Genomic DNA, 13,833 nt, shown 5'->3' with positions numbered 1-13,833 from the left:
CCGTACCGAAAGAGCCCCCGTGCCCACCACGTACTCCGAACTCCGCGCCCAGCTCGCCACCCTCACCACCGAGGCCTTCCGCCCCGAACTCGCCGAGATCGACCGGCTCCCGACGCTGGACATCGCCCGCCTCATGAACGACGAGGACCGGACCGTCCCCGAAGCCGTCGAGCGGCAGCTCCCCGCGATCGCCGCCGCCATCGACGCCACCGCCGCCCGCATGGCCCGCGGCGGACGCCTGATCTACCTGGGCGCGGGCACCGCCGGCCGCCTCGGCGTCCTCGACGCCAGCGAGTGCCCGCCCACCTTCAACACCGACCCGACGCAGGTCGTCGGCCTCATCGCGGGCGGTCCCACCGCCATGGTCAAGGCCGTCGAGGGCGCCGAGGACTCCAAGGAACTCGCGGTCGCGGACCTCACCGCGCTCGGCCTCACCGCCGACGACACCGTCGTCGGCGTCTCCGCCTCCGGCCGCACCCCGTACGCCGTCGGCGCCGTCGAACACGCCCGCGCCCAGGGCGCGCTGACCATCGGCCTCGCCTGCAACGAGGACAGCGCGCTCGCCGCCGCCGCCGAGCACGGCATCGAGGTCGTCACCGGGCCCGAGCTCCTCACCGGCTCCACCCGCCTCAAGGCGGGCACCGCCCAGAAGCTCGTCCTCAACATGATCTCGACCCTCACGATGATCCGCCTCGGCAAGACGTACGGAAACCTGATGGTCGACGTCCGCGCCTCCAACGACAAGCTCCAGGCCCGCTCGCGGCGGATCGTCGCCCTGGCCACCGGAGCGCCGGACGAGCAGATCGAGACCGCGCTCGCCGCCGCCGACGGCGAGGTGAAGAACGCCATCCTCATGATCCTCGCCGACATCGACGCCCCCACGGCCGCCGAGCGACTGACCGCCTCCGAGGGTCACCTGCGCGCGGCGCTGCACACGCCCGCCGAGTGACCCCGACCCGGCCCGTCACCCTCGTCGCCCTCGTCACCGTCGTCACCGTCGTCACCGTCGTCACCGTCGTCACCGTCGTCACCGTCGTCACCGTCGTCACCGTCGTCACCGTCGTCACCGGCAGAGAACGTCCTCCGCGGGCCGCACGCCCTCGGTCAGGAAGCGGGTCACGGCACGGTCGCCGCAGGCGTTCCCGTTCCCGAGGTAGACGCCGTGGCCGCCCTTGTCGACCGAGACGAGGCGCGCCCGGTCACCGAAGGCCGCCCGCATCCTCAGGCCCATGGAGTGCGGGGTCGACGGGTCGCGCAGGTTCTGGATCATGAGGACGTTGGACGGGCCCCGGTCGGTGATCCGGGTCGGCTTCTCCACCGCGCCGCCCTTCCAGAAGGCGCACGGCGTGATGTTCGCCGGCATCCCGGCCGTCAGCGGGTACCGCTCCCGGTCCGCCGCGACGGCCTTCTCGTACGCGGGGGCGGAGGCGGGCCAGTCCACGTCGTTGCAGATCACGCCCACGCTGACGGTCGCCGCCTCGTCGGGCATCGGCCCGGCCAGCTCGGGCGGGAGGACCGGCACGCCCGCCGGGTCGAGGGCCTGGGACACCAGGCGCGCGAAGGCCGGGAAGGAGGCGTCGGAGTAGAGGGTCTGCTGGAGCGCCTGCCGCAGCACGGTGCCGGTCAGGGGTGCGCCGGGGGTCGTCGAGGCGCGCGGTGCGCGGTCGAGGCGGGCGGCGAGGTCGAGGAACAGGGGCCGTACGTCCTCGGGCCTTTCGGCGAGGCGCAGCCCTTCGCCGGCCCGGTCCGGGTCGGCGGCCCAGGCCGCGAAGTCCGGGAAGCGGTCCTCGGCGCCGCGCGCCATGCCCGCCAGCCAGCCCCGGGCGACGCGCTTCGGGTCGGGGTCGGAGCTGCTGTCGAGGACCCAGCGGTCGGTGCGCTCCGGGAACTTCTGGGCGTACACGGCGGCCACGTACGTCCCGTACGACACGCTCCACGCGGACAGCTTCCGCTCGCCGAGCGCCTGCCGCAGCTGCTCCAGGTCCCGCACCTGGTTGGCGGTGGTCAGTCCGCGCAGCGTCGCGCCGCCGTTCCGCGCGCAGGCCTCGGCCATCCTCCGCGAGCGGGCCGCGTTCTCGCCGATGCCGCCGTCGGCGGCGGGCCAGGACCGCAGGGTCACCAGGCGCCGGTCCTCCTCGGCGAAGCCGCACCGGGCCTTCGTGGAGCCGCCGACGCCGCGCGGGTCGAAGGCCACCAGGTCGTACGCGCCGTCCGTCTCCTTCGCCAGGGCGGCCCCCTTCTGCCCGAGCCGCTGCACCCCGGAGCTGCCGGGCCCGCCCGGGATCACCATGAGCGTCCCGCGCCGCGCACCGGGCCGGGTGCTGGGCAGCCGGGCGACGGCGAGCCGGATCCGGTCTCCGTCGGGACGGGCGTAGTCGAGGGGGACGGAGAGCGTGGCGCACTGCTGCCCCGGCAGGGGCTTCACGGCGGGGTCGCAGGCACCCCAGTCGAGTCCGGCGGGGGAGGCGGCGGAGGCGGGCGCGGCCCCACCGCCGGTGAGGGCGGCGCCGGCGACGGCGGCGACGGAGAGGGCGAGCATCAGGGCCTTGCGTCCACGATTCGTTGTCATGCGCACAGCTTCGCGGACCCGTCCTCCGGGCCCCATCCGGCAGGCTGGCGCCCCGGGGGTGGGGCCAACCCCCGCCCGAACGCCCCCTGTTGCGGCCCCCCGCCGGGACGGCGCCCACCCCCGCGCCCCCGCTGCAGACGCACACCGCCGGGCGGTGCCCTCACGCCCCCGTTGTAGGCGCACACCGCCGGGCGGTGCCCCCGCGCCCCCGCTGTGGGCGGGCCCGCCGGGCGGTGCCCACCCCCGCGCCCCCGTTGTGGGCAATCGTTCCGCTGGGGCGGGACGGGTGGGCACAACGGACCCGCGCCCTGCCGGCGCCCGAGGCTGATGTGCCTGAACCCGCACCGACAGGTACGGCGCACACGGGGTGCGGGTCCAGGCGCGGAACGCGGAGGCGCCGCTGAAGGGCGCCGTCCCGTGTGCCCACCCGTCCCGCCCCAGCGGGACGATTGCCCACACGGCGGGTGGGCAGGGGCACCGCCCACCCGGGCGCGGGCGCAGCCCGCACGGGCGAGGCGGGGGCGCCGCCCCGCAGGGCGCGGGCTCCACACGGGGGTGGGCGGGGGCGCGGGCGCGCACGGGCGGAGGAGTCGTCCCCGCGGACGCGGGCCCCACACGGAGGTGCAGGAGGGCGCCGTCCCGCAGGGCGTGGGTCCCGCACCGGCAGGGTGGGGGCGGGGGCGCCGGCTCCTAGACTCCGCCCCATGACGACACCCACGGTCCCCGCCGACCTCGCCCCCACCGGCACCCTCCGCGCCTCGATCAACCTCGGCAACCCCGTCCTCGCGCAGGGCACGCCCGACGCGCCGGCCGGGGTCACCGTGGATCTGGCACGGGAGATCGGGGCGCGGCTCGGCCTCCCCGTGGAGCTGCTCTGTTTCGACGCGGCGCGGAAGTCCTTCGAGGCGATGGCGGACGGCCGGGCCGACCTCTGCTTCCTCGCCGTGGACCCGGCGCGGGAGACGGAGGTCGCGTTCACCGCCCCGTACGTCGTCATCGAGGGCGTGTACGCCGTGCCGCGCGACTCGGCGCTCGGCACCGTGGCCGAGGTGGACGCGCCAGGCGTGCGGATCGGCGTCAAGGAGGGTTCCGCGTACGACCTGTTCCTGTCGAGGAACCTCGTGCACGCGACCGTGGTGCGCGGCGACGAGGGCGTGGACACGTTCCGGTCCGAGGGCCTGGAGGCGGGCGCGGGCATCCGCCAGCCGATGACCGCGTACGCCGCCGCGCATCCGGAGGTCCGGCTGGTCGAGGGCCGGTTCATGGAGATCCGGCAGGCGGTCGGGACGACGGTGTCCCGTTCGCCGGAGACGGTCGCCTTCCTCCGCGACACGGTCGAGGAGCTGAAGGCGAACGGTTTCGTCGCGGAGTCGCTGCGCCGCTCGGGCCAGGAGGCGGGACTGCTGGCCCCGCCGGCCTGACGGACGGGAGACGGACGGGGAACGGACGGGGAGCGGACGGAAGACGCCCGGGGAACGGACGGGGAGCGGACGGGAGACGCCCGGGGGCCCGGCCGCGCCATCGCGACCGGGCCCCCGGAGTCGAACGACCCCGTCGGCAGAGGACCTTGAAGGCGCTCCACCCGCCCGAGCCGATCATCGCCCGGGCCCCGTAGAACCCCGTCCCCGTACCGCTGTAGCGCCACGGCCACCCGGACGTGTCGCGGGCCGGCAGGTCGGCGGGTCCGTCCCCGGCGAGGACCCGCCACACGGCGGATCCTCCGTCGGTCCGACGGATTGATCACGTGGGAGTCCCTCCCCGGGGCATACGGCGCGGGGAAGGGGCCTGTGGTCTCGCCGCTCGTCCCCCGCGAGCAGCCCGACAGTGAGCAACAGAGGCCGGAGCTCCTGCGGAACTTTTTTCGAACCTGTTCAACTCCCCCTCCCGCACCTGACGGAAAAACCCTCCGGCGACGGCCGGGAACGACCCCTTCCCGGCCCTGGAGGCCCCCGCCCGGCCGCCAGGGGGCCGCGCACCTCCCCCACCCCCGAGAGCCTTCCACGAGGCCGCCCACGCCCCGCTCACCACCTCGCCACACCGCCTCTGACCTGGGCTTTCTCCCCAACTCCCCGTATTCTTAGGGGACTCGGAGGGGAGATCCACATGAGCCAGACCGACCGCCACATCCGCACGATCGACGACGTCCTCGTCCTGCTCGACGGCCTGTTCTCGCCCGGTGCCGACCGGTGGACGGAGGGCGGGGCCGCATGGTGGGACGGCTTCTACGCGGACCGGGAGAAGCCCGTGCCGTTCTTCGTCGCCAAGCCCGACGAGAACCTCGTGGCGTACGTCGAGCAGGGCCTGCTCCCGGCCGGCGGCCGGGTGCTCGACCTCGGCTGCGGGCCCGGCCGGAACGCCCTCCACCTCGCCTCGGCCGGCTTCGACGTGACCGCGGTCGACCTCTCGCCCACCGCGATCGCCTGGGCGGAGGAACGGGCCGCCGAGGCGGGCGCCGAGAACGTCCGGTTCCTGTGCGCCGACGCCTTCACCGCACCCCTCGACGGCCCGTACGACCTCGTCTACGACTCCGGCTGCTTCCACCACCTGCCCCCGCACCGCCGCGTCAGCTACCTCGCGCTCCTCGACTGCGTCCTCGCCCCCGGCGGCCACTTCGCACTCACCGCGTTCGCGGCCGGCGAGGGCGGCATGGGCTCCGAGCTCCCGGACGCCGAGTTCTACCGGAAGGGCCGCCTGGAGGGCGGGCTCGCCTACACCGATGCCTCGCTCCGCACGATCTTCACCGACCTGACGGAGATCGAGCTGCGCCGCATGCGCGCCCAGGACGCCGACTCCCCCGTCTTCGGCGAGTCCTTCCTCTGGACGGCCCTCTTCCGGCGCCGCCCCGACCGCCGGACCGACCACCACCCCGGCCGCTGACCCCGCCGGAGGCTCACCGCATCCCCTCCAGGTGCCGCGCCAGCCGGTCGTACTGCTCCCTCACCCCCGCCTCCATGCCCGCCGCCAGCGCCTGGTCCCGGACCTCGTTCGAGGGCCAGAAGGAGATGCTGGTCAGGGCCGTGCCACCGTCGGGGGTCGCGTCGAAGGTGAGGGTCACGCGGACGGGCCCGGCGTCCGGCATCTGCTCGAAGACCTCCGTGTAGTCGAGCCGCTCCACCGGGACGACGTCCTCGTACGTGCCGGAGAAGACGATCTCCTGACCGCCCGGCCCGGTCTGGCCCCAGCGCCAGGCGCCGCCCGCCCGCAGGTCGATGTCGACGACGGACGTGGTCAGCCCGGCTCCCCCGTACCACTCCCGTACGTGCTCGGGCCGGGTCCAGGCCTCCCACACGCGGGCCGGCGGGGCGTCGAAGGTGCGGGTGACGACCAGCTCGCGATCGGCCGGCGTCGTCAGAAGGGTGACCATCGGACCTTCCCTTCACGAAGGGGCCATTCCAGGATCACCCCGGCGGCGCGGCAAAGCGAGTGAACACGTTCAAAGCCCTGGGGCCAAGGTGCTCCCCTGCGGCCACCCCGATCGTACGAGCCGCCCTCACGACCTGTGGGGGTCCCTCTTGCCGCGCTCGACGCGCAGGCTCCCGCACGCCCACGCGGATCATGGGGCTGAACGCCGACGCCGACCCGGAGCCGGGGCGCACGAGGGGGTCTCGCTGAAGGCGAAGGCGCCCGTGGACGGCAGCCGGCGCATCCGGTAATCCGGCGCTGGGGCGACTCCACGCACTTCCACTCGCCGGCCCCGTGGGCCGACTACGTCGACGTGCGCTGAGTCCTACCGCAGGAAGGCAAGTCCTTCCGCAGGACCGCGAGCCCTCCCTCAGGACGGTGAGTCCTCCCGCACGACAGTGAGCCCTTCCCCAGGACGGTGAAACGCCCGAGGGCGGCACCCCCACCAGGGGGTGCCGCCCTCGTTCGCTTGCGCGAGCTGCGCGTTCAGCGCCGGACTGCCGATCCGTCAGGATCAGAAGTCCATGTCACCGCCCGGCATGCCGCCGCCGGCCGGCGCGGCGGCCTTCTCCGGCTTGTCGGCGATGACGGCCTCGGTGGTGAGGAACAGCGCGGCGATCGACGCGGCGTTCTGCAGCGCGGAGCGCGTGACCTTGGCCGGGTCGATGATGCCCTCGGCGATGAGGTCGACGTACTCGTTGGTCGCGGCGTTCAGGCCGTGGCCGACGGGCAGGTTGCGGACCTTCTCCGCCACGACGCCGCCCTCGAGGCCGGCGTTGACGGCGATCTGCTTCAGCGGGGCCTCGAGGGCCAGCTTGACGATGTTGGCACCGGTGGCCTCGTCGCCCGTCAGGTCGGCCTCGAGCTTCTCGAAGACGTTCGACGCCTGGAGCAGGGCCACGCCACCACCGGCGACGATGCCCTCCTCGACGGCCGCCTTCGCGTTGCGGACGGCGTCCTCGATGCGGTGCTTGCGCTCCTTGAGCTCGACCTCGGTCGCGGCACCGGCCTTGATGACGGCCACGCCGCCGGCCAGCTTCGCGAGGCGCTCCTGGAGCTTCTCGCGGTCGTAGTCCGAGTCGGAGTTCTCGATCTCGGCGCGGATCTGGTTCACGCGACCGGCGACCTGGTCGCTGTCACCGGCACCGTCGACGATGGTGGTCTCGTCCTTGGTGATGACGACCTTGCGGGCGCGGCCCAGCAGGTCCAGGCCGGCGTTCTCGAGCTTGAGGCCGACCTCCTCGGAGATGACCGTGCCGCCCGTGAGGATGGCGATGTCGTTCAGCATGGCCTTGCGGCGGTCGCCGAAGCCCGGGGCCTTGACCGCGACGGACTTGAAGGTGCCGCGGATCTTGTTGACGACCAGGGTCGACAGGGCCTCGCCCTCGACGTCCTCGGCGATGATCAGCAGCGGCTTGCCCGACTGCATGACCTTCTCCAGGAGCGGGAGGAGGTCCTTCACGGAGGAGATCTTGGAGTTGACGATCAGGAGGTACGGGTCGTCGAGCGACGCCTCCATGCGCTCCATGTCGGTGGCGAAGTACGCCGAGATGTAGCCCTTGTCGAAGCGCATGCCCTCGGTGAGCTCCAGCTCCAGACCGAAGGTCTGGGACTCCTCGACGGTGATGACGCCTTCCTTGCCGACCTTGTCCATCGCCTCGGCGATGAGCTCGCCGATCTGGGTGTCGGCGGCGGAGATGGAGGCCGTGGAGGCGATCTGCTCCTTGGTCTCGACGTCCTTCGCCTGCTCGAGCAGGGCGCCGGAGACGGCCTCGACGGCCTTCTCGATGCCGCGCTTGAGGGCCATCGGGTTGGCGCCGGCGGCGACGTTGCGGAGGCCCTCGCGGACGAGCGCCTGAGCGAGGACGGTGGCGGTGGTCGTGCCGTCGCCGGCGACGTCGTCCGTCTTCTTGGCGACTTCCTTGACCAGCTCGGCGCCGATCTTCTCGTACGGGTCCTCGAGCTCGATCTCCTTGGCGATGGAGACACCATCGTTGGTGATCGTGGGGGCACCCCACTTCTTCTCGAGGACGACGTTGCGGCCCTTGGGGCCAAGGGTGACCTTGACGGCGTCAGCGAGCTGGTTCATGCCGCGCTCGAGACCGCGCCGGGCCTCCTCGTCGAACGCGATGATCTTGGCCATGTGAAGTGGTCCTCCCGGACATGGGGTGGATAACGCTCCAGGACCGCGCCGACGCCCGCGACGGACGGCCTGCGTGCCCGGTGGTTCCTTGCCCCACCCGGCCGCGGGCCTCGTCTGCCCGATCCACGTAGCACTCTCACCTTCCGAGTGCTAACGCCAATGATTAGCACTCGCCCTAGGAGAGTGCAAGCGACTCTCGAGTTTCGGGAGGTGGAACAGAGGTGGATCAGGGAGGTGGATCAAGGGGAGGCCCGGGAACGCGCGAGGGGTCCGCATCCCCTCAGGGATGCGGACCCCTCGACGGCGTTGCGTCGGTGGCCGATCGCGCCGCGCTCAGACGGCGAGCTTGACCATGTCCGCCTGCGGACCCTTCTGGCCCTGCGAGATCTCGAACTCGACCCGCTGGCCCTCTTCGAGACTGCGGTAGCCATCCATCTGGATCGCGCTGTAGTGGACGAAAACATCCGCACCACCGTCTACCGCGATGAAGCCGTAGCCCTTCTCCGCGTTGAACCACTTGACGGTGCCCTGAGCCATGCCTAACTCCCCTATTACTGGCCCTTGCGCGGGACCCGCACTTCGCGGACCCGGGTCAGACCTCTGCGCCGGAACGCGTCGACCGCGGCTGAATGTATCTGTCCAACTGCCCTCTGCAACAGGTCATTCGAGCGAGAATTCTGGGCGCGACGGAAAGGGGAATTGGGGAGAATCCCCTGGATCACGGGGCAAGTCGGGCCCGGCAAAGCACGCAGAAGGTACACAACGCGCACACACTTTGGCTGCTTCTTATCGGGCGGAGACGCATTCTCATATGCGCTCGGCATGAGCAGCGGAGGGGACTTCCCCAACTCTACCGCGCTCAACCATGCAGAATTGCCCCTTCCGCTTATCGCGCGGAAGGGGCAATTCGTACTGACTGGTAGGGCTCCGCCGGGGCTCAGCGACCGCCGGCACCGTGCTCGATGGTCAGCCTCCGGCGACGGCCGGGATGATCGAGACGCCCGCGCCGGCCGGGGTGGCCGTCTCCAGACCCTGCTCGAAGCGCACGTCGTCGTCGTTCACGTAGACGTTGACGAAGCGGCGCAGCTTGCCCTGGTCGTCCAGGACGCGGGCGGCGATGCCCGTGTGGTTCTTCTCCAGGTCGGCGATGACCTCGGCGAGGGTCGCGCCCTCGGCCTGGACCTCGGCCTGGCCGCCCGTGTAGGTGCGGAGGATGGTGGGGATGCGGACGTTCACGGCCATGTGTTCGTAACCTTTCAGAGCGCCAGGCCGGCGTCGCGGAACGCGTCCAGGCTCGGGCGGATGGTGGCGGTCGCCTGAGAGGTGTCGGCCACCGCGTCCAGGGTCTTGAGTCCGTCGCCGGTGTTGAGGACGACGGTGGTGAGGTCCGGGTCGATCAGACCCGCCTCGACGAGCTTCCGGGTGACGCCGACGGTGACGCCGCCCGCGGTCTCCGCGAAGATGCCCTCGGTCTGCGCGAGGAGCTTGATCGCGTCCACGACCTGCTCGTCGTTCACGTCCTCCACGGCGCCGCCGGTCCGGCGGGCGATGTCGAGGACGTAGGGGCCGTCGGCCGGGTTGCCGATGGCGAGGGACTTGGCGATGGTGTTCGGCTTCTGGGGCCGCACGACGTCGTGGCCGGCCTTGAAGGCGACGGAGACCGGGGAGCAGCCCTCGGCCTGGGCGCCGAAGATCTTGTACGGCTTGTCCTCGACGAGGCCCAGCTTGATGAGCTCCTGCAGACCCTTGTCGATCTTCGTGAGCTGGGAGCCGGAGGCGATCGGGATGACGAGCTGGTCGGGGATGACCCAGCCGAGCTGCTCGCAGATCTCGTACGCGAGCGTCTTGGAGCCCTCGCCGTAGTACGGGCGGAGGTTGACGTTCACGAAGCCCCAGCCCTCGCCGAGCGGGTCGCCGATGAGCTCCGAGCAGAAGCGGTTGACGTCGTCGTAGTTGCCCTCGATGGCGACGAGGTCACCGCCGTAGACACCGGCCATGACGACCTTGCCCTGCTCCAGGTCGTGCGGGATGAACACGCAGGAGCGGAAGCCGGCGCGGGCGGCGGCGGCGCCGACGGCGCCGGCCAGGTTGCCGGTGGAGGAGCAGGAGAGGGTGGTGAAGCCGAAGGCGCGGGCGGCTTCGAGGGCCTGGGCGACGACCCGGTCCTTGAAGGAGTGGGTCGGGTTGCCGGAGTCGTCCTTGACGAAGAGCTTGCCGGGCGCGACGCCGATCTCGCGGGCGAGGTTGTCGGCCTGGACGAGCTTGGTCCAGCCGGGGTTCAGGTTCGGCTTCTCGGCGACGTCGGCGGGGACGGGCAGCAGCGGGGCGTAGCGCCAGATGTTGGCGGGACCGGCCTCGATCTGCTTGCGCAGCGCCTCGGGGTCGCCGGTGGGAAGGTCGTACGCGACCTCAAGCGGTCCGAAACAGAGTTCGCAGGCGAAGATCGGACCGAGCGGGAAGTGCTCACCACATTCGCGACAGGAGAGCCCGGACGCGGGACCGAGGTCGACGGTGGTGGGGGTAGCGGTCTGTACAGCCATGGAGGCGAGGCCCTTTCTCCTCATCTTTCCCAATGGCGAATTTTTCGCCATGAGACGGATTTGGCACCTTCCCTAGCCGGGGACCTCGCGCATAAATGCTGTGCCCGTCAGGGCTCCACCTGGGGTGGTGGCCGGGAGACGGGTGGGCGAGACAAACCGACTGGAGGGTTGCCGGGGCTTCAACGGGCCGTTTCCCTCTGCCCCTCTGGATGAGCGGTATTCGATTGTGAAGCGCGGTGGACTTTCGTTCCTGCGCTCCGACGCGGTCGGCACCCCGACGTGCATCGGGGATCCGCGTTGTTCAAGACTGTAACCGAAGGCCCGGGCGCTTGGACCGGCCGTCCGAACCGCGAGATGGAGATCAGGTGCTGGAAGAGGTGGAGCGCTGGCTGGACCGGCGGTCCTGGTCCGTGACGGACCGGCCGCTGGAGCGGATCCTCGCCGCCAAGCGGAACACGAAGGTCAGCGTCGTCCTGCCGGCGCTGAACGAGGAGGCGACGGTGGGGGACATCGTCGCCGTGATCCGCCGCGAGCTGATGACGGAGACGGTGCCGCTCGTCGACGAGCTGGTGGTGATCGACTCGGGCTCCACGGACCGCACGGCGGAGGTGGCCGCGGCCGCCGGCGCGCGGGTGGTCGCGCGTGACGCGATACTCCCCCGGATACCGACCGTGCCCGGCAAGGGCGAGGTCCTGTGGCGGTCACTGATGGTGACGAGCGGGGACGTGGTGTGCTTCGTCGACGCGGACCTGCGGGACTTCTCGGCGGACTTCGTGACGGGGATCGTGGGCCCGCTGCTCACGGACCCGGACGTGGACTTCGTGAAGGCGATGTACGACCGCCCGTTCGGGGACACTCCAGGTCAGGGCGGCCGGGTCACGGAACTGGTGGCCCGCCCGCTCCTGAACCTGCACTGGCCGCGGCTGGCCGGCTTCGTGCAGCCGCTGGGCGGCGAGTACGCGGCGCGGCGCTCGCTGCTCGAACGCCTCCCCTTCCCGGTCGGTTACGGAGTGGAGCTGGGGCTGCTCGTGGACGCCCTGCACACGGTGGGCCTGGACGCGCTCGCGCAGGTGGACGTGGGGGTGCGCAAGCACCGGCACCAGGACGGGCAGGCGCTGGGCCGGATGGCGGCGGCGATCTACCGGACGGCGCAGCTGCGGCTCTCGCGGGGCCACCTGGTGCGCCCCTGGCTGACCCAGTTCGAGCGGGGCGAGGCGGGCTTCGAGCCGCGGACGTACGCGGTGGACACGGAGGAGCGCCCGCCGATGGCCGAGATCGCGGAGTACGCGCAGCGCCGCGTGGCGTGAGGCGGGACGCCGCACCCGCGACCGGTCTGCGGCACGGGCCCGCGACATCGATCCGCGGCATCGATCCGCGACGACGGAGCGTGGCCGGATCAGCCCGTCTCGTATACGTACGTTTGAGCGTTTACGGGACGGGCTAGGTTCGCCACATGGCTACTGTGCTCGTCGCATCCAACCGGGGCCCCGTCTCGTACGCGCTCGGCGAGGGCGGCTCGCTCGACGCCCGCAGGGGCGGCGGCGGCCTGGTCTCGGGCCTGAGCGCCATCGGCACCCAGGACAGTCTCTGGGTGTGCGCGGCGCTCGGCGAGGGCGACCGGGAGGCGGTCCGGCGGGGCGTGGCCGAGCCGGGCGTGCGGATGCTGGACATCGACCCGTCCGTCTACGCCGACGCGTACAACGGCATCGCGAACTCGGTGCTGTGGTTCCTCCACCACCACCTGTACGACATCCCGCGCGAGCCGGTCTTCGACGCGGAGTTCCGCCGCCGCTGGGAGTCGTACCGCGCCTACAACCGCGCCTTCGCCGAGGCACTGGCCGCGGAGGCCGCGAAGGGCGCGGCGGTCCTGGTCCAGGACTACCACCTGGCGCTCGTCCCGGGGCAGCTCCGCGCACTCCGCCCGGACCTCCGCATCGCCCACTTCACGCACACGCCCTGGGCCTCCCCCCAGTACCTCCGGATGCTCCCGACCGACATCCGCGAGGAGCTCCTGCGGGGGATGCTCGGCGCGGACCGGCTGGGCTTCCACACCCGGGCCTGGGCGTCGGCGTTCGAGGAGGGCGCGGGCGACCTCGGGCGCACGCTGGTGGCGGCCCATCCCCTGGGCGTCGACGGCGAGGAGCTGCGGGCGCTGGCGCACCGCCCGGAGGTGGACGAGCGCCTGGCGGAGCTCCGCGCGGAGGTCGGCGACCGCAGGACCATCGTCCGGGTGGACCGCACGGAACTCTCCAAGAACATCCTGCGCGGCCTGCTGGCCTACCGGGAGTTCCTCACCGCCCACCCGGAGTGGCGCGAGCGGGTGGTCCACCTGGCCTCGGCGTACCCCTCCCGCCAGGACCTGGAGTCGTACCGTACGTACACGGCGTCGGTGCGGGAACTGGCGGACGAGATCAACGCCGAGTTCGGCACGGCGGACTGGCAGCCGGTCCTGGTCTCGGTGAAGGACGACTTCACCCGCTCCCTGGCCGCCTACCGCCTGGCGGACGTGGCCCTGGTGAACCCGGTGCGCGACGGCATGAACCTGGTCGCGAAGGAGATACCGGTCGTCTCGGAGGCGGGCTGCGCCCTGGTCCTGTCCCGCGAGGCGGGCGCCCACGAGGAGCTCCACGAGGACGCCCTCACGGTGAACCCCTTCGACGTGACGGAGACGGCCGAGGCCCTGCACGCGGCCCTCACGATGCCCCCGCCCGAACGCACGGACCGCACGAAGCGCCTGGCGGCCACGGCCACCTCCCGGCCCCCGCGGCGCTGGTTCCTGGACCAGTTGGAGGCGCTCAGGGGCTAGGGGGTGTCCCCCGCCCGTTCCCTTCCCCATGCCGCCAGGGGCTCCAGGGCCTCGTTCAGGCGGATGCCGGACCTGGTCAGGGCGTACTCGACGCGGGGTGGGACCTCGTCGTAGGAGACGCGGTCGACGATGCCGTCCGCCTCCAGCTCGCGCAGGTGGGAGGCGAGGACCTTCTCCGTGATGCCCGGGACCAGTCGGCGGAGCTCGCCGAAGCGGCGGTGGGGCCGTTCGTGGAGCGCCCAGAGGATGAGCACCTTCCACTTGCCGCCGATCACCTCCATCGCGGTGTCGATGCCGCAGACGTGCCCGTCGGGCCCACCCGGCCGGTTCGGCGTCGCCATTGCCCCCACCCCTCTGACCTGTTTGCTCACCT

At 72.1% G+C, this 13,833-nt stretch carries 12 protein-coding genes and 1 riboswitch; of the genes, 5 read left to right on the top strand and 7 right to left on the bottom strand.

Annotated elements, in window-relative coordinates; genetic code table 11:
* The first annotated feature begins 19 nt into the window (after positions 1-19).
* Positions 20-949 carry an N-acetylmuramic acid 6-phosphate etherase gene (murQ, locus tag ACIGW4_RS31900; RefSeq protein WP_123454134.1) on the top strand — a complete coding sequence of 310 codons (930 nt, stop codon included), beginning with the start codon at positions 20-22 and terminating at the stop codon, positions 947-949.
* Between the two features lie 114 nt (positions 950-1,063).
* On the opposite strand, the gene ACIGW4_RS31895 is transcribed toward murQ, so the two are convergent.
* Complete coding sequence (locus ACIGW4_RS31895) at positions 1,064-2,569, bottom strand: alpha/beta hydrolase (protein WP_399584572.1); 1,506 nt, start codon at positions 2,567-2,569, stop codon at positions 1,064-1,066.
* Positions 2,570-3,273: 704 nt separating this feature from the next.
* Between ACIGW4_RS31895 and ACIGW4_RS31890 the strand changes: the two genes are divergently transcribed.
* A complete protein-coding gene (locus ACIGW4_RS31890) occupies positions 3,274-3,990 on the top strand; it encodes a transporter substrate-binding domain-containing protein (RefSeq protein WP_398713859.1) in 717 nt (238 codons plus the stop codon).
* Between the two features lie 682 nt (positions 3,991-4,672).
* A complete protein-coding gene (locus ACIGW4_RS31885) occupies positions 4,673-5,446 on the top strand; it encodes a class I SAM-dependent methyltransferase (RefSeq protein WP_399584569.1) in 774 nt (257 codons plus the stop codon).
* Positions 5,447-5,459: 13 nt separating this feature from the next.
* Here the strand turns inward: ACIGW4_RS31885 and ACIGW4_RS31880 are convergent, their stop codons facing one another.
* From ACIGW4_RS31880 to thrC, 5 genes are all read right to left on the bottom strand, one after another.
* Positions 5,460-5,933 (bottom strand): SRPBCC domain-containing protein, encoded by a 474-nt coding sequence (locus tag ACIGW4_RS31880; RefSeq protein WP_123454126.1) that lies wholly within the window; start codon positions 5,931-5,933, stop codon positions 5,460-5,462.
* A 552-nt stretch (positions 5,934-6,485) separates the two neighbouring features.
* The gene (gene groL / locus ACIGW4_RS31875; protein WP_123454123.1) at positions 6,486-8,114 is read right to left on the bottom strand and encodes a chaperonin GroEL; all 1,629 of its coding nucleotides are present in this window, start codon (positions 8,112-8,114) and stop codon (positions 6,486-6,488) included.
* A gap of 333 nt (positions 8,115-8,447) precedes the next feature.
* Positions 8,448-8,651 (bottom strand): cold-shock protein, encoded by a 204-nt coding sequence (locus ACIGW4_RS31870; protein WP_015035246.1) that lies wholly within the window; start codon positions 8,649-8,651, stop codon positions 8,448-8,450.
* A 429-nt stretch (positions 8,652-9,080) separates the two neighbouring features.
* A complete protein-coding gene (locus ACIGW4_RS31865) occupies positions 9,081-9,356 on the bottom strand; it encodes a MoaD/ThiS family protein (RefSeq protein WP_359591853.1) in 276 nt (91 codons plus the stop codon).
* Between the two features lie 14 nt (positions 9,357-9,370).
* Positions 9,371-10,678 (bottom strand): threonine synthase, encoded by a 1,308-nt coding sequence (thrC, locus tag ACIGW4_RS31860; RefSeq protein ID WP_398713865.1) that lies wholly within the window; start codon positions 10,676-10,678, stop codon positions 9,371-9,373.
* Positions 10,672-10,870: riboswitch (SAM riboswitch) on the bottom strand. Its footprint overlaps the gene before it by 7 nt.
* 149 nt (positions 10,871-11,019) lie before the next feature.
* Here thrC and ACIGW4_RS31855 point away from each other — a divergent pair.
* Together ACIGW4_RS31855 and ACIGW4_RS31850 are read left to right on the top strand one after the other, a co-directional pair.
* Positions 11,020-11,961 carry a glucosyl-3-phosphoglycerate synthase gene (locus ACIGW4_RS31855; RefSeq protein WP_123454119.1) on the top strand — a complete coding sequence of 314 codons (942 nt, stop codon included), beginning with the start codon at positions 11,020-11,022 and terminating at the stop codon, positions 11,959-11,961.
* A 146-nt stretch (positions 11,962-12,107) separates the two neighbouring features.
* The gene (locus tag ACIGW4_RS31850; RefSeq protein ID WP_399584564.1) at positions 12,108-13,460 is read left to right on the top strand and encodes a trehalose-6-phosphate synthase; all 1,353 of its coding nucleotides are present in this window, start codon (positions 12,108-12,110) and stop codon (positions 13,458-13,460) included.
* Here the strand turns inward: ACIGW4_RS31850 and ACIGW4_RS31845 are convergent.
* Positions 13,457-13,801 (bottom strand): helix-turn-helix domain-containing protein, encoded by a 345-nt coding sequence (locus tag ACIGW4_RS31845; protein ID WP_123454115.1) that lies wholly within the window; start codon positions 13,799-13,801, stop codon positions 13,457-13,459. The two genes, ACIGW4_RS31850 and ACIGW4_RS31845, sit on opposite strands and share 4 nt — an antisense overlap.
* Positions 13,802-13,833 lie beyond the last annotated feature (32 nt).

The sequence above is a fragment of the Streptomyces sp. NPDC053513 genome (genome assembly GCF_044544765.1).
GTDB classification, from domain to species: domain Bacteria; phylum Actinomycetota; class Actinomycetes; order Streptomycetales; family Streptomycetaceae; genus Streptomyces; species Streptomyces litmocidini.
The sequence above is the reverse complement of the archived record's forward strand: the minus strand, read 5'-3'. Positions and strand labels throughout refer to the sequence as shown.

Coding starts and splice junctions, on each gene's coding strand:
- ACIGW4_RS31895 (WP_399584572.1), bottom strand. CDS start 2,569: ATGACAACGAATCGTGGACGCAAGGCCCTGATGCTCGCCCTCTCCGTC.
- ACIGW4_RS31890 (WP_398713859.1), top strand. CDS start 3,274: ATGACGACACCCACGGTCCCCGCCGACCTCGCCCCCACCGGCACCCTC.
- ACIGW4_RS31885 (WP_399584569.1), top strand. CDS start 4,673: ATGAGCCAGACCGACCGCCACATCCGCACGATCGACGACGTCCTCGTC.
- ACIGW4_RS31880 (WP_123454126.1), bottom strand. CDS start 5,933: ATGGTCACCCTTCTGACGACGCCGGCCGATCGCGAGCTGGTCGTCACC.
- groL (WP_123454123.1), bottom strand. CDS start 8,114: ATGGCCAAGATCATCGCGTTCGACGAGGAGGCCCGGCGCGGTCTCGAG.
- ACIGW4_RS31870 (WP_015035246.1), bottom strand. CDS start 8,651: ATGGCTCAGGGCACCGTCAAGTGGTTCAACGCGGAGAAGGGCTACGGC.
- ACIGW4_RS31865 (WP_359591853.1), bottom strand. CDS start 9,356: ATGGCCGTGAACGTCCGCATCCCCACCATCCTCCGCACCTACACGGGC.
- thrC (WP_398713865.1), bottom strand. CDS start 10,678: ATGAGGAGAAAGGGCCTCGCCTCCATGGCTGTACAGACCGCTACCCCC.
- ACIGW4_RS31850 (WP_399584564.1), top strand. CDS start 12,108: ATGGCTACTGTGCTCGTCGCATCCAACCGGGGCCCCGTCTCGTACGCG.
- ACIGW4_RS31845 (WP_123454115.1), bottom strand. CDS start 13,801: ATGGCGACGCCGAACCGGCCGGGTGGGCCCGACGGGCACGTCTGCGGC.